Raw genomic sequence first — 17,414 nt, forward strand, 5'->3', positions numbered from 1 at the left:
GGCCCTGGGGCCCCCGCCCCCGCCCCCCGGTTCGGCGCCTGCGCGCACCCCCGGGGGGGCCCCCCCCCCAACCCCCCCCCCCCCCCCCCCCGTGGGGCCCGCCCCCCCCCGGGGGGGGGCGGGGCCCCGCCCCGCCCCCGCCACACCCCTGGTCAGGCGATGCAGGTGCTGTTCGAGCAGGCGCTCTGGCAGGTGCCGCCGCAGCCGTCATCGGTGCTGCTCATCAGTTCGGCGATCGGGCCCTGATCGGTGACCGTGACATCCAGCTCGAAGTCGTTCTCATTCATGTGTTTTTCCTCCTCGGATAGTTGACGGACTGGCAGGTGGTGCTCACCTGGCCCTGGTGCCGGCCGGTTAAGGCCGTTGGCCGGGCCAGGAGATTGAGATACGGCTGTGGGCCTTGTCGACCACGCGGCCCGCGGGCAACTGGTCATCGGGCGTACCGGCGGGGCAGATCTCGATGCGGGCGCCCGGGCCGCTGCGCTGGCTCTGGTCCCAGGCACGGATCTCCTTCACCAAACCGGCTGCCGTAGCCGCGGCCGCCGGGCCGTGCCCGTACGCGCCGAGCTCGAAGCGGGTCCGGGTCTCGTCCACCGCGCGCACCGTGCGGTAGGCGAAGGTGTCGCCAGCCACCAGCGTGGCGACACCGAGCGGCGAGGCGGACGCCACGATGCCCTTGTCACGCGCACCCACCGTGGCGGTCAGCCGGGTGTGGCCGTCCAGGACGGTGGCCAGCCACAGGTCCAGATCGTCGATCGGCTCCTCCCCGCCCACGGTCACCCCCGACCACACCTCCTCGCGGGGCGAGGACAGCGCCGCGCGCAGCGCCTCGACATCCACCTGGTCGCCGTCGTCCAGCCGCAGCCCGACCTCCTCGTTCGGTGTGTTGCGCAGCAGCACCAGGCGCTCGCGCTGCTCACCGGCACCCTGCATCGGCACGAACCCGCACAGCTCGTAGCCGCGGCTGACCAGACGGTCGCCTTCGCGGACGAGGACGAAGGAACGCATCAGGCCGCGCACGCGCAGCGGGACGACGATCCGGCCTCCCGGGGCGAGCTGCTCCCGCCAGGCCGGCGGGATGTCCGGGGCCCCGACGGTGACCTCGATCAGGTCGAACGGGGCCCGCCCCGGTGCCCCGAACTCGCCGTCGGCGGTGACGACGTGAACGCTGTCGTAGCCGGCGTCGGCGAGCAGCCGGCGGGCCCGGTCGGTCACCTCCGGGTCGATGTCGAGGGTGGTGACGGTGCCCGCCGAGCCGACGAGTTCGGCGAGGTAGGCGGCGTTCATACCGCCGGAGCCGATCTCCAGGACGTTCTCGCCCGGCTGCGGGTCGGCCTGCTCCAGCATGAACGCCTGGACGTTGGCGGCGGAGACGGAGCTGATCGCGAGCCCGTCCTTGTCCCGCTTGGTCACCACCGCGCGCTGCGGATCGTAGGCCTCGGCGAGCCGCGCCTCGGGGGCGAACGCCTCGCGGGGGACCTGGCCGATGACCGAAGCGACCCGGTCTGTGCGGATCGCTCCGAGGTCGCGCAGCTGCTTGACCAGACCGGCCCGCAGGGCTTCCGGGGAGTCGGAAGCGGGTGTGCTGTTCAAGGGCGCTCTCCTTCGTTGGTGGTACGTGCCGGGATCAACGAGCCTGGCCGGACGGGGCCGCGTCCCGCCTCGTGGACAGGGCGCGACTTCCTGTTCCTCGTTGGTGGTTGGACGGTCGGTCTACGGGTCACCTCGCTGCCGACGCTCCAACAGCCTGGTGGGAGGGCGGTGCAGGGGGACGATGTCCGCCAGGCTGTTCCACGCCTCGGCGTTGTCCGCCACCATCGAGCGCGTCCACGTCACGACGCCTCGTGTCGCGCCTGCTGAGAGCGCATCCGACACGCTCCGCCCCCCCCCGGCTGTTCCTCCAGGGCCGGGAGCCTCCCGGCATCGGCGTAGCACGCGGCGATGACCCCCTTGAGGGTCTCCGCGTACTGGCGGATGCGGGAGGCCGAGGTGCTTCCGAAGACATGCCCCTACTGTCACGGGAGCGTGGCGTTCAGTGAACCTGCGGTACGTAGGACTTCCGAAGATCACGCAGGATCGAACTCGCACGGCGCGTAGGACTCCGCCGACGAATCGTCAACTCATGTTGATTGCAAGGTCTTGCGAGCGAACGGTCACGGCCGATGAACGAGGTCAAGGTCGAGCATTCGTGCGACTCGGCCGGCCGTTGCCGGTCCATCGGCGAGCACCGCGGTTATGCCCAGGGTCTCGGCGGGCACCAGGTTCGCCGGGTGGTCGTCCACGAAGACGCAGTCGGCGGCGGCCAGATCCATGCGGTCCAACGTGCGCTGGTATATCCCCGGGTCGGGCTTGGCGATGCCTTCTTCGCCGCTGATGACCCGTACGTCGAAGAGATCCCATACTCCGGTCTCGGCATACGGGTTGTACGGGTCGAACCCGTAGGAGTTCGACAGGAGGGCAACGGTGATTCCCGCGCTGCGGGCCTGCCGGGCAAGCGCGACCATCGAGGGAACGGCGCGCACTTCTGCGTGAGCCCGCCCCATCAGGTTCTCGGGAGCAACTCCCATGATTGCCGCCGTTTCCCGGTTCCAGTGGCTCTGCGACATCCTGCCGAGTTCGAGCTCGACATAGAGCGCGCGCCCCACAGGGTCGTCCTCAAGGGTGCTGCGCCAGGTGTCGGCGGGCAGCCCTTCGCCGGCGCACCACGCGCGGGAGGAGTGGCCGATGGGGGTGGTCATCACTCCCGCGAAGTCGAGGATCAGGCCGCGGTAGGACAACGTGGGCTCCAATGCAGGTGGTTCGGGTGACTCGGGTGCTACTCGGGTGCTAGCGGACGGTTGGTGAGGTGCCCAGGATGGCGGACAGCTTCCGGATACGGCTGGTACTGGCGTGACCGGCTCTCTGGATGATGACACCCGGGATGGCCTGGTGGCGCGACCACTCCGGGTGGGATGAGCAGACCTCAAGGAGGGTGTCCAGGGAGGTGTCCCACTGCCGTACGTCACATTGCGCGAGGGCCACGTCGAGCAGCATGCGGTTGTGCGCGGCCTGAGTGAGCCCGGACGGGTCGAACCGGCGGGAGATCTCCAATGCGCGCCCCGCGTTGCCCAGCGACACGTTGACCCCGACGGCCTGGGCGTCGGCGTAGGAGGGACCGAACTGCAAACCGTTGGTGTAGACGTCACGTCCCAGGCGGGCAGCCACCGCGTGGGCCTGGGACAGGAGGTCCGCGGCACGCGCGGAGTCGCCGAGTCTGCTGGCGGCGACGGCGGCAAAGATGATGTTCTTCCCGTAGGCCGCCAGGAGGCTCGATCCCTGCTCGGAGAATGTCGGCTCGGTGCGGGCGGCCGCCGCCTCGGCCTCTCGCAGTGCTTGCTCCACCCGGGCGTCGCGCAGCAGAACACGAGCCCGCGCTGATCCCAGCATGGACACCCGTACGGGGTCTGCCGCCAGTTCCGCGTAGCGAATGGCATGGCCGATCGCCGCGTACGCCAAGTCCCGCGCCCCAAGGAAGTTGGCGATGAGGCCGGCAGCGCGGTAGGCGTCGGAGAGGAGCGCGTTCGCGGCGGCCTCCTGGCCGGCGGGCGTGGCCTGGGCGAACAGCGCCACGGAACGGAGGAAGGGCGCGACCAGGACACCGGCGTCGGTGTAGGCCCCTCGCCAGTACACCCGCCACATGCGGGCGGCGGCTTCGGCGAGGTCTGCCGGGCCCGGCGCTGCGCCTTCGGCAGGGTCATGAAGGACGCCTGCGGCGGTGTCGTGGACTGTTCGGGACAGTTCGCGGAGCATCGCCCGATCGTCCGGGCTCATGCCTCGCCGTGGCGCCTGCTGGCCGAGGATCACCGCAACGTCGGAGTGCAGAGCTTCTGCGAGACGAAGCAGGGTCGGCAGCGACACGTTCCCGTTCTGCTCAGCCTTCTGGACAGTGTGCAGTGAGAGACCGCTCCGCTCCGCGAGGCCGCCCTGCGTCATTTTGCCGCGTAGCACTTTGAGCCGCTCACCTGTGGTGAAGTCCTGCCACTGTCCCATGTCGTCCCCATCCTCCGGCTTCTCATCGGAAGGTACTCCGCCAAGCTGGGTCAGTGGACCACGTTACGGCAGTGAAAGATCTTTGACGGGCGTGAAGTTGACCTGCGTTCACAGCGGGATGGCCGAGGGCAGGAGGCCGAGCCGTCCGTCTGGCTCACCCCGAAGCCCCCGGCGGGGGAGGGGTCACCGGGCGGTGTGGGACTGGTTGCGGTCGGCCATCCGGGCCAGGACGATGGCGCGGTGTTCGTCGAAGCGGGCCGCCTGGACGGCCAACTCGTCGAGGTGGCGGCCCAGTCGGTCCTGGTAGCGGCGGCCCTCGGGGCCCAGGCCGGAGCGGTGCAGGGCGTCGAAGTGGCGCAGCACGGGCTGCAGCACCTCGTCGTGGTGGATCCGCAGGTTGTGGATGTCGCCGACGGCCATCCGGGCCGCCGCGCGGGCGAAGCCGGGGATGCCGGCGCCCGGCATGGCGAAGGAGGAGACCACCTCGGTGATCGCCCGCATGGTGCGGTCCGGCTCGGCCTCCAGGGCCGCCGCCAGGACGTTGCGGTAGAACACCATGTGCAGGTTCGGCGGGCCGGTCAGGACGGCGGGGCGCAGGGCGGACAGGCCCTGGGCTGCCGATTGTGTGTTCGCCGGGGCGCGTCAGGGCGTACGGATGGGGGAAGAAGACGGGCAGAGGTCGGCTCCCGGACACCGCGGAGGACCGATGCGCCGAAACGGACGGGTGGCGAACGCCCTGCTCGCACTGGTGAGCCGGGACTGGCTGGGGGTGCCGGTCGCGCTGCTGGTGGCGGGTGTGGGTGCCGGGCTGGTCGGGGCCGGTGCGACGTGGGCGGTGACGCTCGGGTGCTTAGTCGTGACCGTCGGTGTGGTGCTGGCGGTCGGTGCGGTGCGGCACCTGGTGCTGGTGGGCCGCGGAGCGGGGGCGGGCCGGCCGCCGGGGCGGCTGGTCGAGGTGGGTGGGCGCCGGATGCACGTCCTCGCCGAGGGGGTCGCCGGGGACGGGCCGACCGTGGTCTGGATGCCGGGCGGACACGCGCCGGGCGAGGAGTTCGGGCAGTTGCACGCGATGATGGCGTCCCGGACCCGCTCGGTGCTGGTCGACCGGTTCGGTTCGGGCTGGAGCGATGTCGGGCCCTTCCCGAGGACGACGGCGGCCGAGGCGGAGGAACTGCCGGCCGCGCTGGAGGCGGCGGGGGAGCGGGCTCCGTACGTGTTCGTCGGCCATTCCTTCGGCGGGCTGCTGGTCGCGAACGCTGCCCGGCGGCGGCCGGACCTGGTGGCCGGACTCGTGCTGCTGGATCCGACGCCCCTGGATGTCATCGCCTTCGCGCCGCCCAACCGGCTGGTGGCGGGCATGCGCCGGGAGTTCCTGCTGACGGCGGTGCGGCACCTGTTCGGTGCGCACCGTGACCGTGGCGGCCGGACCGGCCAGTACTGCGCCGCCGCGTCGATCTTCGCGGAGCTCTCGCCCTCCGGCCTGGCGGAGGTGGGCTGGGAGACCGTGGTCTACGACGGGGACCTCGGCGACCTGCCGCTGGTGCTGGTCGTACCCCGCGACCTCACGGGTGGCGAGACGGTACTGGCCGCCGCCCGGGACGCGGCCGAGGCCGGGCGGATCGGCCGCTTCTACCTCAGGGCCCGGACCCGCTACCTGGCGGCGTCGACCGCGGCCCGGGTGGTGTACACACCGGCGGGCACCGGCCATGACTTCCCGACCGAGGAGCCCGGGTTCGTGGTCGGTGTGGTCGCGGATCTGGTGCGGGAGCTGCGCACGCTCGGCCCATGACCGCATGTTCACACCCCATGACCGTACGTTCAGCCCATGACCGTACGGGCGGAGCCGGCCCGGACCGGGCGCCGGCGGGAGAAGGCGCCCAGGTCCACGACGTTGCCGGTGTGCTCGCAGCGGTAGCGGACCGGGTCGCCGTCGTGGTCGTGGCCGGACTCGACCAGGTCGATCAGGGTGGCGAGGTAGCGGCCCACCAGCGGGGCGTTCTTGAACTGGTTGCCGCTCGTGCCCATGGCGACGTAGTAGCCGTCGAGGGCGGTGCGGTCGTAGATCGGGGTCCAGTCGTCGGCGACGTCGTACACGCCCGCGACCCCGAGGGGCCGGTTCGGGACGCCGATCTCCGGGAAGCGGCGGGCCGCCCGGGTGACCTGGGTCCGGAAGCGGTGGGCGGTGGGGCGCGGGTCGGCTTCGTCCGGGTCGTCGATCCACTCCGGCGGGTCGCAGGGTGGCTCGGTGCCGCCGACCAGGAGACGGCCGCCGGAGGCCGCTCGCAGGTAGGTGCCGAGGTCGAGGTCGGCGACGACGGGGCCGGGTCCGGGACCGGTGGTGTGGCCGCTCGGCGCGACGACCTGGTGGACCTCCTCGCGCAGCGGGCGCACGCCGATCGTGAAGTCGCTGCCGACGCCGGACAGCCGGTTGAGGCCTCCCGACCACGGGCCGGCGGCGTTGACCACGACCGGCGCGGAGATCCGCGTTCCGTCGGCCAGCCGGATGCCCGCCACCCGGTCCGCGTGCCGGTCGACGGCCACCACGGTGTGGTGGAACAGGAAGCTCGCGCCCAGCTCGGCCGCCGCGTCGGCGAGGTTCTGGGCGGCGAGCTGCGGGTCGTCGACGAACCCGGCGTCCGGGGTGAACAGGGCGCCGAGCTCACCGGTCGGGCCGTCGAAGAAGGCGTCGTCGTCCACGGGCTTCGGCGGCCAGTACCGCCCGGGGTCGATCCCGGGGAGGTGCCGGCGCAGCGCAGGGGCGTCCCACCGTTCGTACTGGACGCCCGCGCGGTCGAACAGGGCGGTGACCCCGGACGGTGCGACGGCGGGGGAGTCGAGCAGCACGGCGCCGCTGCGGTGGAAGGCCGCGAGCGGGCGGCGGCCGGTGAGCCGCAGGTGGTCGGGCCAGGACGTCCAGAGGTGCTGGGCCTCCCAGGCGGTGGCGACGCCGTCGAAGGTGGAGTAGTTGAACCGGATGATCGCACTGGAGGCGCTGGTGGAGCCGTGGCCGGCGGCGCCCGCCTTGTCCACGACGGCCACTTGCCGTCCGGTGCGGGCGAGTTCGAGGGCGACGGCGGCGCCGATCACCCCGGCTCCGACGACGACCGCGTCCGGTCGGATGGTGGTCATGACGGCCTCTCGTCGGGCAGTGAGGTGCGCAGGCTGGGCACGGAGGCGAGCAGCGTCCGGGTGTACGGGTGCCGCGGGTCGCGCAGCAGGGCCTCGGTGGGGGCGGTCTCGACGATCCGACCGTGCCGCATGACCGCCACCGCGTCGGAGACGTAGCAGACCGCGGGCAGGTTGTGGCCGATGAACAGCATGGAGAGGCCCAGCCGCCGCTGGAGGCCGCGGATCGTGTTGAGGACGGACGCCTGCACCGAGACGTCGAGCGCCGAGGTGATCTCGTCGGCGATCAGCAGTCCGGGCTCGACGGCCAGGGCGCGGGCGACGGCGACCCGCTGGCGCTGGCCGCCGGACAGTTGCCGGGGCAGGCGGTCCGCGAACCGGGGGTTCAGGCCGACGAGTTCGAGCAGGGCGGTGACCCGCTCGGCACGGGCCTGCCGGTCGAGCCGGTGGAACGCGGTCGCCGCTTCGCCGAGCGTCTGGCGGACGGTCATCCGGGGATCCAGCGCGGTGTCCGGGTCCTGGAGGACGATCTGGACCAGGCGGCCGAGTCGGCGCCGGTCGCCGACGGTGCGGGCCCGGACCTCCCGGCCGTCGAGCAGGACCCGACCCCCGTGCACGGGGGTGAGGCCGACGATCGCGCGGGCCAGGCTCGACTTCCCGGAGCCGGACTCGCCCACGAGGCCGAGCGTGGTGCCGGGCGGGATCTCCAGCGAGACCCCGTCTACGGCGGCGACGGGGCCGCGCGGGCCGTGGTGGCGGACGGTGAGGCCGGTGAGCTGAAGAGCGGTCATGACGCGACCACCTCCGCCGCCACCGGGTACCAGCAGGCCACCCGGTGGACCGCGTCGAGGTCCTCCAGCGGCGGGGTCTCCTCGGCGCAGTGGTCCCGGCGACGTGGGCAGCGGGGCTCGAACGGGCAGCCCGGGGCGGGCGCGAGCGGCTCGGGCAGTGCGCCCTCCACCGTCGGCAGCGGCCGGTCGCGGTCCGCGGTGAGGTCCGGTACCGACTCGACCAGGGCCCTGGTGTAGGGGTGCCGGGTGCCGGTCGAGAGACGGTCGGCGGGCAGGGTCTCGACGATGGTTCCCGCGTACATCACCAGGACGCGCTCGCAGAACTCGCCCACCAGCGCGACATCGTGGCTGATGAACAGGACGGCGGCGGAGGTGTCCCGCCGGATCTCGGACAGCAGCCGGGTGATCTGCCGCTGCACGGTGACGTCGAGCGCGGTGGTCGGCTCGTCGGCGATGATCAGGCCCGGCCGCACCATCAGCCCGGAGGCGATCATCACGCGCTGGCGCTGGCCGCCGGAGAGCTGGTGGGGGCGTGCCCGCAGCAGGGCAGGGGGAAGGGCCACCCGGCGCAGGGCGTCCGAGGCCTCCGCCAACGCCTGGGCGCGGCTCGCACCGCGATGGGCGCGGACGGTCTCGGTGAGCTGGGTGGCGATGCGCAGCGACGGATTGAGCGCCGTGGCCGGGTTCTGGAAGACCATCGCCAGGCCGGTCGCGAGGTGGTGTTCGCGCTGGGCCGGCGTCATGGCGCCCAGGTCGGCGCCGAGCAGACGGAGGGTCCGGTGGGACACCAGGGCCCGCTCCGGGAGCAGGTCGGCGATCGCGAGCGCGGTGAGCGACTTGCCGGAGCCGGACTCGCCGACGAGCCCGACGATCTCACCCGGCCGCAGGGAAAGGCCCACGCCGCGAACCGGTCGGATCACGCCGTCCGGGGTGGGGAGTTCGACGCTCAGGCCCTCGACCTGGAGTACGAGACCGTCCTCGGCGGGCCCGCTCGGCGCGACCGGCTGCCGGGGCGCACGGGGTGCCGGGCCGCGCCGGGCGACGCCTCCCGCCAGGACCTCGCCGAGCAGCTGGAACGTCAGCGCCGCGTAGAGGATGGCCAGGCCGGGGGCGAGGGCGGGCAGCGGCTGTGCGTAGATGCGGTCGAGCCCCTGGTTGAGCAACTGCCCCCAGTCGTAGCCGGGCGGCTGGACGCCCAGGCCGAGGAAGCTCAGCCCGGAGAGCGCGACCAGGGAGGTGCCCGCCGCCGTGGTCGCGCTCAGCAGCAGCGGCTCGGCGATGTTGGGCAGGACGTGCCGCCACAGCAGCCGGTGCCGGCGCAGGCCGAGGACCCGGGCCGAGGCCAGGTGGTCGGTGCCCGCGACGGCGGCGGCGAGCGTCTGGGCGAGCCGGGCGAAACCGGGCACACCGGCGACGGCGAGGGCGAGCGTCGCCCCGCCGGCGCCCGCGCCGAACACGACCGCGAGGAACATCGCGACCAGGAGCGCGGGGAAGGCGAGCAGGAGGTTGATCAGCCCGGCGAGCAGTCGGCGGGTGCGGCGGCCGACCACGGCGGTGGACGCGCCGAGGAGGATGCCCGTACCCGCGCCGATCACGGTCGCGGCCAGCGCGAGCAGCAGGGAGGGCCGGGTGGCGGTCAGGACCCGGGCGAGCAGGTCCCGTCCGAGGCTGTCGGTGCCGAACGGGTGGGCCGCGGACGGGCCTTGCAGCACCGCCGAGGGGTCGGGGCGGTCCGCCGCCGCGCCCCAGAGGAGGGGGCCGGCCAGCGCGAGCACGACCAGCGACGCCAGCATGGCCGCCGTGACCCAGGCCATGGGCGAGCGCGGGTACCTGGTGGGAAGGGGCATCGGATCCTCAGCTCTCCCTGATCGCAGAGCGAGGGTCCAGCAGCGCCAGCAGCACGTCGACCAGGAGGCCGGCGAGTAGTACGGTCGTGCCCAGGATCAGGACCATCGTCTGGACCACCGGGTAGTCCTGGGTGACCACCGACTGCGCCAGCGCCGAGCCGATGCCGGGCCAGGCGAACACCTTCTCGACCAGCACCGTGCCGGCGATCAAGGCGGGCAGCAGGCTTCCGGCGACGGTGAGCGCGGCGGTCGCCATGTTCGGCGCCGCGTGCCGCAGGTAGCGGCGGGTGGGGGACAGCCGCTTGCTCCGGGCGGTGCGCATGTAGTCCTCGGACAGCACCTTCAGCGCCTCCACCCGGACGATGCGCACCAGGACGGCCGTGGGCGCGAGGGAGAGCGCGAGGACCGGCAGGACGAAGGACTCCGCGCCCGCCGCGCCGGCCACCGGCAGCAGCTGGAGGCCGACGGCCAGCAGCGCGGTGAGCCCGGCGGCCAGGACGAAGTCCGGTACCCCCGCGAGTCCGGCGGTGACCACGGTGAACGCCAGCTCGCTGCGCGGGTGCCGGCCGTCACGGGTGCGGACGGCGGCGAGCAGTCCGCAGGGCAGGGCGACGGCGAGGGTGACGAGGAAGGCCAGGCCGGCGATCTCCAGGGTGGCCGGCAGCCGGGTGCGGACGAGCTCCGCGACCGGTGTCCCGGTGACCAGCGAGCTGCCGAGGTCGCCGTGCACGAGGCCGTCGAGATAGTGCCGGTACTGGGACAGGAAGGGCGCGTCGAGCCCGAGTTGGTGCCGGCGTGCGGCCACCAGAGCGGGGGAGGCGTCGACGCCGAGCGCCGCGCGGACCGGGTCGCCGGGCACCAGGCGGATCATCGCGAACGACGCGGTGAGCACGACCCCGAGGGAGAGGAGCAGCCGGGCGGTGCGGCGGCCGAGGAACGCCGTCCAGGGATTCCGCAGCAGATGGGGCAAGGACACGGTGGGCCCCCGGTCACTGGTGGAGGCGGATGCTGGTGGGGACGAGCTGGCCGCCGAAGGTGGTGGCGAAGGTGGTGCGGTGGCCGTACACGGTGCTCCGGCCGTCCGCGATCGGCAGGGCGTCGACCGAGCGGAAGAGGGCGGCGGTGGCCCGGTTCCAGGTGTCGCAGCCCTCGGTGTCCGGCTCCCGGAGGGCCTGGGCGACCAGGGCGTCGTACTCGGGGTTGGCGACGCCCGCGAAGTTGAGGCCCTGGGCGGGGGTGGGGCCGGAGAAGAACGGGATGAAGCCGACCGGCAGGGCGAAGCCCGGTGAGGTGCCGACCACGACGTCGAAGTCGCCGGTCCGGTACATGGCGTTGACGAGGGCGGGCAGGCTCTCGGTGACCAGCTTGACGTCCGCGCCGAGCTCCGTCCAGGTGCGGGACATCAGCTCGGCGGCGGGCGGCAGGGTCGGTCCGAGGTCCGGGCTGGTGATCAGTCGCAGCCGCAGCGGTCGGCCGTCCTTGGTCAACCGGCCGTCCGGGTCGTGGGTCCAGCCGGCGGCGCGCAGGGCCTCGGTGGCGTCCTGCGTCGGTAGGTTGGCTGCGGCGAGGTCGGCGTGGCAGACGGCGCCCTCGGCGCCGAAGTCGGTGGCGGGCCGGCCGGTGCCGCCGACGGCGACGTTGGCGAGGCCCTGGTGGTCGAGCGCGGACACCAGGGCCCTGCGCAGCGCAGGGTCGGCCAGTGGTCGGCCGGGGCGCTGGTTGAAGAAGGTCAGTCCGACGACGGTCGCCACGTCGGTGGTGGACAGGCCGTGGCCGGTGAGCCGGGCGCGGTCCGGCCCGTTCACGTTCGCGATGTCGACGCCGCCGGTGAGGAGCAGGTTCGCGGTGGTGGAGGCCTGGGGCACCACCGAGATGACGATGCGGGCCGGAAGGCCGGGCTCCGCGGTGGTCGCTCCGGCCGGGCCCCAGGTGTAGCCCTCGCGGACGGTGAACTCGTACGGCCCGCCGGGGGAGTAGCGGGTGAGCACGTACGGGCCGGTGCCGTGGGTGGCGCGGTCGAGCGACTGGGGTCGGTCGAGGCCGGCGGGGCAGACGATCGGCAGCAGGCCGAGGGTGCGGGTGAGGAACGGGAAGGGGGCGGCGGTGCCGGCCGAAACGGTGCCGGCCGGGTCGTCGGCGGTCACGGTGAAGGGGACGTTGGGGAGGACGGTCTGGGCGCCGGCGAGCTGGTTGGCCGGGTCGCCCGCGTAGGTCAGCGCCCGGGCCACCGCCGAGGCGGTGAGGGGGGTGCCGTCGGAGCAGGTGATGCCGGGGCGGAGGGTGAAGGTGGCCGTGGTGGTGGTGGCCTGCCAGGTCGAGGCCAGGCCGGAGACCACGGTGCCGTCGGGGGAGAGGTTGACCAGCGAGTCGTAGGCGTAGCGGGCCTGGGTGGCGCCGAAGGTCGAGTAGGGGTCGAAGCTGGGCGTCTCACTGGCCGCGGCGATCCGGACGGTCCCGTGGTCGACGAGCGGAGTGCTCGTCGAGGACCGGGCGACGCCCGCGCAGCCGGCCACCGCGACGGCCGTGGCGGTGGCGGCGGCTGCCAGGAGGACCGGCAGGAGGCAACGGCGCATGGCGTCATGGTGCCACCGAGTTTTCCCGCTGACGAGTCAACTCGCCTTTGTGGCAAGTGTGTTCGAATGGCGAAAGCCGCCTGTGGATGCGTCGGGGAGCCGTTCGCGCGGCCCCTGGCGATCGGGTTCGTCTCACCCGTTCGAGGGATAGTACGGCCGCGGTTCCGCGGACCGGGCGACTGGGCGGCCGGTCATCGCCACACTGGCCGGATGAGGACGAGGACGAGGACGAACGAGCCGGGCGAGGAGATCGGTCGACTGGCCGACGATTACTGGGAGTTCCTGCTGGAACGCGATCCACTGCTGAGGGTGCGCCAGGGCCTCCCGGTGGAGACGCTCCCCGGGGCGTCGCTCGCCGAGGCCGAGGAGCGGGCGCGGTTCGCGGAGGGTGCGCTCGGGCGGGTCCGGGCACTCGGCGGCGTGGGGTTGTCCGGAGTCGACGCCGACACCGCCGCGTTCCTCACGGGGTTGGCCGAGCAGGAGCTGCGGTCCCGCCGCTGCCACTGGCTGACGCCCGCGGCCACGCCGTACCGGCTGTTCCCGCTGTCGCAGTACGTCGACGTGGTCCTGTGCCCGTTCCGCTTCGCCGAACGACCGGACGTCGAGCGGTACTTGTCGCTGCTGCACGAGCTGGCCCGGGTGGTCGGCTCGATCGCCGACAAGGCGGCGGAGCAGGCTGTACGCGGTTTCCGGGTGCCGGCCCCGGCCCTGGCCGGGACGCGCGCCACCGCCGTCGGCCTGCGGGCGTCCGTGGCGCGCCGGGTCGAGGTGGACGACGACCGACTCGGCGGACTGGGCCGCGCCGACCGCGGACGGCTCCGCGACGGGGTGCATCGGCTGGTGGAGGTCGAGCTGGCACCGGCCTTCGACGGCCTGCTCGCCGTCCTCGACGACCCGGCCCACCTGCGCGAGGCGCCGCAGGCCGTCGGCTGGGCGCAGTACGCGGGCGGGGAGGAGGCGTACCGGGAGTTCGTCCGGACTCACAGTGGGGGCGACACGCCGCCCGAGCGGCTCCACGAGCTCGGCCGCGAGCAGTGCCGGGAACTCGCCGAGCGGATGCGGGAGGTCCGCACGGCCCTCGGATTCCCGGGACCCGAGGGCGAGTTCCACGAGCGGCTGCGCACCGAGCCCCGTCTGTACGCCCGGACCCCCGAGGAGGTCGAGGCCCGCTACCGCGGCCACCTCGACCGGCTCGCCCCGCTGCTGCCGCGCTGGTTCGCCGTGCTGCCGGCCGCGCCGTACGGACTGGCGCGGCTGGATCCGGCGCTGGAGGCGGGGATGACCTTCGGATACTACGAGCAGCCGACTCCGGACGTCCCGGTCGGACGCTACCGCTACAACGGTTCGGACGTGGATCGGCGCTCGCTCCTGGGTGCGGCGTCCTTGATCTACCACGAGCTGGCTCCCGGGCACCACTTCCACCTCGCCCGGCAGGCGGAGGACCTGGAACTGCCGCAACTTCGCCGCGAGGTGGCCGAGTTCACGGCTTTCAACGAGGGCTGGGCGGAGTACGCGGCCGGTCTGGGCTGGGAGATGGGCCTCTACGACGACCCGTGGGACGCGTACGGGCGCCTCGCGCAGGAGCGGTTCACCGCGCAGCGCCTCGTCGTCGACACCGGGCTCAACCTCGGGACGATGAGCCTGGCGCAGGCGCGGGACTTCATGCGCGCCAACTCCACCGAGGCGGACGACCAGATCGTCTCGGACCTGCTGCGCTACTCGACGGACCTGCCCGGGCAGGCGCTCTCCTACCGGGCGGGCTACCTGGAGTTCGGCCGGCTGCGGGCCCGGGCCGAGAGCGGGCTCGGAGCGGGTTTCGACGTACGGGCCTTCCACGAGGCGGTGCTGGGCGGGGGAGGGCTGCCGTTCCCGGCCCTTCGGCGGAGGGCGGCGCGCGAACTCGGCAATCCTCGGTAAATAGGAAAATAAGCCCATGGGTTTGAATGTGTAGGCGTCGCCCCTACTGCCCAAGAAGGCAAAGATCACTCGCACGGGTGAAATCGGCCGGGACTGTTTGGTCTCGATGGGCATGACTCGACTACGGTGGCGAAAGAGTGGGCGGTGGACCCCGTCGATATGGAATTCGGACCAGTAGGCCCCGGTGGGGAATAGTGAATTCCGGAAATGGGTACCTCTGTTCGCCCGGCTGTGCGCTGCTCCGGTGTTCGCAGTGCCCGGGATCCCTGTCATACGTATGCGTGAAGAGGATGGAGCATCATGCCGCCCGTAGTACCGCCCTTCCTGGTTGGCCTCGTCGTCGCGCCACTGGCCAAGCGTCTGCTCAAGCCGCTGGTGCGCGGTGTCGTCAAGACGTCCGTCGGCCTCGTCATGGAGGTGAAGAAGGCGGCCCATGAGGCCGGAGAGAACATCCATGACCTCGCGGCCGAGGTGGCCGCCGACATGGTGTCCGCGCAGATCGCCGCCGGCGACGGCCACCCGGCCGCCGAGAGTTCCACCCCGAACGGCGAGAAGGACGAGGCCGCCGACCGGGTCGAGAACGAGGCGAGGACCCCGAAGATCCGTGCGACCGCAGGCGTCGGCAAGGCGCACTAGCGTCCTGTCGCGCGGCCCGACCCGCCGCCTGGGTGCATGTTTCGACCGACCTCGGAAGATGCGTCCAAGCGGCGGTCGGCCGCCGCCCATCGGCCGAATCGTTTTCCCGCCAGATATTCCACTCCGTCGCAGTGTTCCGTCATGCCCGATGACGGATTTCCCGCGACCTCCGCAAACAGGTGATCGAACACATGCCATCTCTGCTGGGTGCCGCAGCCGGGAACCGCTCCGTGGATTCGGACGTGCGCCCGCGCTCGGTCATCCCGGGTCGCCAGCGCTGGGACGTCAAGCCGGTTCTCGGACGGCCCCGGACGGCCGAAGTCCTCGCCGCCGTCCTGCGGCGCGTCCCCGGGATCACCGAGGCGCAGGCAAGTCCGATCACCGGTGGGGTCCTCGTCCGGCACGACGCGCGGGTACGTGCCGCGGATGTCGGCCGGATCGTCCGCAGAGCGGTCGCCGTGGTCACGGAGGGGCCGACCAGGACAGGACGCCCGGCGCCGGCCCGACCCGCCGCCGAACCTGCTTCGCGTCCGGACCGCGGCCTCGTCGTACGCCCGGTCCTCGCCGTCGGCGGCGGGGTGGCGGCCGGCATCGCGCTGATCCGAGGGTCGGCGCTGAGCAAGCAGCTGGTGGCACTCGGCGGGGTCGCGGCCGCGACCGTGGCCGTCGTCCGGAAGGCCTGGCGCAGAACGGCCGACACGGCCCGGGACCTCTCCGGAGCCGAGGCCCGGCGTCATCCCCTGCTGGAGGTCGTCGGACCGCACCGCCGCCGCCTCTACCGCGCCTCCGTGCTCTCGGTCGCATGCCAGATCTCGGAGATGGCGCTCGGTACCTTCCTCGGCTGGACCGCACTGGTTCTCATCAAGGGCGAGGCCGCGCCGCTGGTCCGTTTCGGCCTGACCACCGCGTCAGCCCAACTCTGGGGCCTGGCAGGGATGGTGACCATCGCCTGTGTCGCCGTCGCGGGCCTTTCCTACTCCTCGAACCTCCAGTGGCGTCAGCTCGGCCAGGACATCGAGCACGACTGGCGGGGCCGCACGTACGAGCACGTGCAGCACCTCGAACTACGGCACCTGGAAGGCGAGCGGACCACCCGGATCGCCGGGGTGCTCACCGACGACGTCCGCCAGCTGGGCACCTTCTTCGCCACCTCGGCCAACGACGTGCTGCAGCTGGGCACCAGCCTGGCCATCCTGGTCCCGTTGTTCCTCGTGCTGGCACCGCAGATCGCCTGGATCGCCTTCCTGCCCATCCCGGTCATCGCCTGGCTGTCGCTCCGTTACCAGGACAAGGTCACGGCCGACTACGCCGCCTCCGGTGAGCACCGGGCCAGGCTGCACAGCCAGCTGGTCAACACGCTGGAGGCCGGCGCCACCGTCAAGAGCTTCTGCACCGAGGACTACGAAGCCGAGCGCATCGACCAGCTGAGCGCGAAGGCCCAGGAGAGCAACGAGCAGACCGACCGGAGCACGATCCGCCACGCCGAGACCGTCAGGGTCTGCACGACCAGCTCGATGGCCGGCACCCTGCTGATCGGCGGTCGGTCGGTGCTCAACGGCAGCCTGCCGTTCGAGGTGTTCAGCCCGCTGATCGGGCTGCCCCAGATGGTGCTGCTGCGGATGAACCGGCTCGGCGGCATCGTCGACCAGTACCAGCGCACGCTCGCCGCCTACGACCGGGTCCACCGCCTGCGGGCCCTGCCCGTCGAGACCGAAGGCACCGGCGGACCGCTCGACACCGAGAAGGTGCGGGGCGAGATCGTCCTCGACGACGTGACCTTCGCCTACCCCGGCCGCCCGCCGGTGCTGGAGGACCTCTCACTGACCATTCCCGCAGGCCGGGTCACCGCCCTCGTCGGAGCCACCGGCTCCGGCAAGACGACCGTCGCCAAGCTGCTGATGCGCTTCCAGGACGCGGAGTCCGGCAGCGTGCTGCTCGACGGGCGCGACGTGCGCGACCTGCCGCGCCGGGACCTGCGGGACGCGGTCGGGTTCGTCGCCCAGGACCCGTTCCTGTTCGACGGCAGCATCGCCGACAACATCCGCTACGGCAGCTTCGAGGCCCCGGACGAGGCCCTGGTCGAGGCTGCCACGATGGCCGAGGCGCACACCTTCATCGCGACGCTGCCGGACGGCTACGACACGGTGATCGGCGAACGCGGCGCCGCGCTCTCGGGCGGCCAGCGGCAGCGGATCGCCCTGGCGCGGGCGATCCTCAAGGACGCGCCGGTCGTGATCCTCGACGAGGCCACCTCCGCGGTGGACAACGAGACCGAGGCCGCCATCCAGCGCACGCTCCGGAGGTTCGGGGCCGAGCGGACCATGGTCGTGATCGCCCACCGGCTCTCCACGGTCCGCCACGCCGACCGGATCTACGTCATGGACAAGGGCGGCGTCGTGGCCGAGCAGGGCACCCACGACGAACTCCTCGCCCAGCACGGACTCTACGCATCCCTCTGGCAGCTCCAGGCCGGCGAAATCGCCGCCTGAGCACCG

General features: G+C 72.6%; 15 protein-coding genes. 4 read left to right on the forward strand and 11 right to left on the reverse strand.

Going from position 1 to position 17,414, the window contains the following annotated elements; all coding sequences use genetic code 11:
* Nucleotides 1–152 precede the first annotated feature (152 nt).
* From ACIQIB_RS23015 to ACIQIB_RS23040, 6 genes are all read right to left on the reverse strand, one after another.
* Nucleotides 153–287 (reverse strand): FxLD family lanthipeptide, encoded by a 135-nt coding sequence (locus tag ACIQIB_RS23015; RefSeq protein ID WP_400760187.1) that lies wholly within the window; start codon nt 285–287, stop codon nt 153–155.
* 67 nt (nt 288–354) lie between these two features.
* Nucleotides 355–1,593, reverse strand: a complete 1,239-nt coding sequence (gene fxlM, locus ACIQIB_RS23020) for a methyltransferase, FxLD system (RefSeq protein ID WP_400760189.1) — start codon at nt 1,591–1,593, stop codon at nt 355–357.
* A gap of 120 nt (nt 1,594–1,713) precedes the next feature.
* Nucleotides 1,714–1,836 carry a hypothetical protein gene (locus ACIQIB_RS23025; protein WP_400760190.1) on the reverse strand — a complete coding sequence of 41 codons (123 nt, stop codon included), beginning with the start codon at nt 1,834–1,836 and terminating at the stop codon, nt 1,714–1,716.
* A gap of 317 nt (nt 1,837–2,153) precedes the next feature.
* On the reverse strand, nt 2,154–2,777 hold the full coding sequence (locus ACIQIB_RS23030) for an HAD-IA family hydrolase (protein ID WP_400760192.1): 624 nt from the start codon (nt 2,775–2,777) through the stop codon (nt 2,154–2,156).
* Nucleotides 2,778–2,826: 49 nt separating this feature from the next.
* A complete protein-coding gene (locus tag ACIQIB_RS23035) occupies nt 2,827–4,029 on the reverse strand; it encodes a helix-turn-helix transcriptional regulator (RefSeq protein ID WP_400760193.1) in 1,203 nt (400 codons plus the stop codon).
* Nucleotides 4,030–4,212: 183 nt separating this feature from the next.
* Nucleotides 4,213–4,587, reverse strand: a complete 375-nt coding sequence (locus tag ACIQIB_RS23040) for an acyl-ACP desaturase (RefSeq protein ID WP_400760196.1) — start codon at nt 4,585–4,587, stop codon at nt 4,213–4,215.
* 148 nt (nt 4,588–4,735) lie between these two features.
* On the opposite strand from ACIQIB_RS23040, the gene ACIQIB_RS23045 reads away from it, so the two are divergent.
* Complete coding sequence (locus ACIQIB_RS23045; RefSeq protein ID WP_400760199.1) at nt 4,736–5,818, forward strand: alpha/beta hydrolase; 1,083 nt, start codon at nt 4,736–4,738, stop codon at nt 5,816–5,818.
* A 29-nt stretch (nt 5,819–5,847) separates the two neighbouring features.
* Here ACIQIB_RS23045 and ACIQIB_RS23050 read toward each other — a convergent pair whose 3' ends face one another.
* From ACIQIB_RS23050 to ACIQIB_RS23070, 5 genes are read right to left on the reverse strand one after another with little or no spacing between them, the layout of a single operon-like run.
* Complete coding sequence (locus ACIQIB_RS23050) at nt 5,848–7,158, reverse strand: NAD(P)/FAD-dependent oxidoreductase (RefSeq protein ID WP_400760200.1); 1,311 nt, start codon at nt 7,156–7,158, stop codon at nt 5,848–5,850.
* Complete coding sequence (locus ACIQIB_RS23055; RefSeq protein ID WP_363612543.1) at nt 7,155–7,946, reverse strand: ATP-binding cassette domain-containing protein; 792 nt, start codon at nt 7,944–7,946, stop codon at nt 7,155–7,157. The genes ACIQIB_RS23050 and ACIQIB_RS23055 overlap by 4 nt, the downstream gene beginning before the upstream one ends.
* On the reverse strand, nt 7,943–9,793 hold the full coding sequence (locus tag ACIQIB_RS23060) for a dipeptide/oligopeptide/nickel ABC transporter permease/ATP-binding protein (protein WP_400760203.1): 1,851 nt from the start codon (nt 9,791–9,793) through the stop codon (nt 7,943–7,945). The genes ACIQIB_RS23055 and ACIQIB_RS23060 overlap by 4 nt, the downstream gene beginning before the upstream one ends.
* Before the next feature lie 7 nt (nt 9,794–9,800).
* A complete protein-coding gene (locus ACIQIB_RS23065) occupies nt 9,801–10,769 on the reverse strand; it encodes an ABC transporter permease (RefSeq protein WP_400760205.1) in 969 nt (322 codons plus the stop codon).
* A 13-nt stretch (nt 10,770–10,782) separates the two neighbouring features.
* On the reverse strand, nt 10,783–12,366 hold the full coding sequence (locus tag ACIQIB_RS23070; protein WP_400650913.1) for an ABC transporter substrate-binding protein: 1,584 nt from the start codon (nt 12,364–12,366) through the stop codon (nt 10,783–10,785).
* A gap of 210 nt (nt 12,367–12,576) precedes the next feature.
* Between ACIQIB_RS23070 and ACIQIB_RS23075 the strand changes: the two genes are divergently transcribed.
* The 3 genes from ACIQIB_RS23075 (at nt 12,577) to ACIQIB_RS23085 (ending at nt 17,408) form a co-directional block, all read left to right on the forward strand.
* Nucleotides 12,577–14,283 carry a DUF885 domain-containing protein gene (locus tag ACIQIB_RS23075; protein WP_400760208.1) on the forward strand — a complete coding sequence of 569 codons (1,707 nt, stop codon included), beginning with the start codon at nt 12,577–12,579 and terminating at the stop codon, nt 14,281–14,283.
* A 300-nt stretch (nt 14,284–14,583) separates the two neighbouring features.
* The gene (locus ACIQIB_RS23080; protein ID WP_363612533.1) at nt 14,584–14,919 is read left to right on the forward strand and encodes a DUF5132 domain-containing protein; all 336 of its coding nucleotides are present in this window, start codon (nt 14,584–14,586) and stop codon (nt 14,917–14,919) included.
* A gap of 191 nt (nt 14,920–15,110) precedes the next feature.
* Nucleotides 15,111–17,408 carry an ATP-binding cassette domain-containing protein gene (locus tag ACIQIB_RS23085; protein ID WP_400760210.1) on the forward strand — a complete coding sequence of 766 codons (2,298 nt, stop codon included), beginning with the start codon at nt 15,111–15,113 and terminating at the stop codon, nt 17,406–17,408.
* Nucleotides 17,409–17,414: the final 6 nt, after the last annotated feature.

Origin of the sequence: Kitasatospora sp. NPDC092286, from assembly GCF_044755565.1 — a bacterium.
GTDB lineage: Bacteria > Actinomycetota > Actinomycetes > Streptomycetales > Streptomycetaceae > Kitasatospora.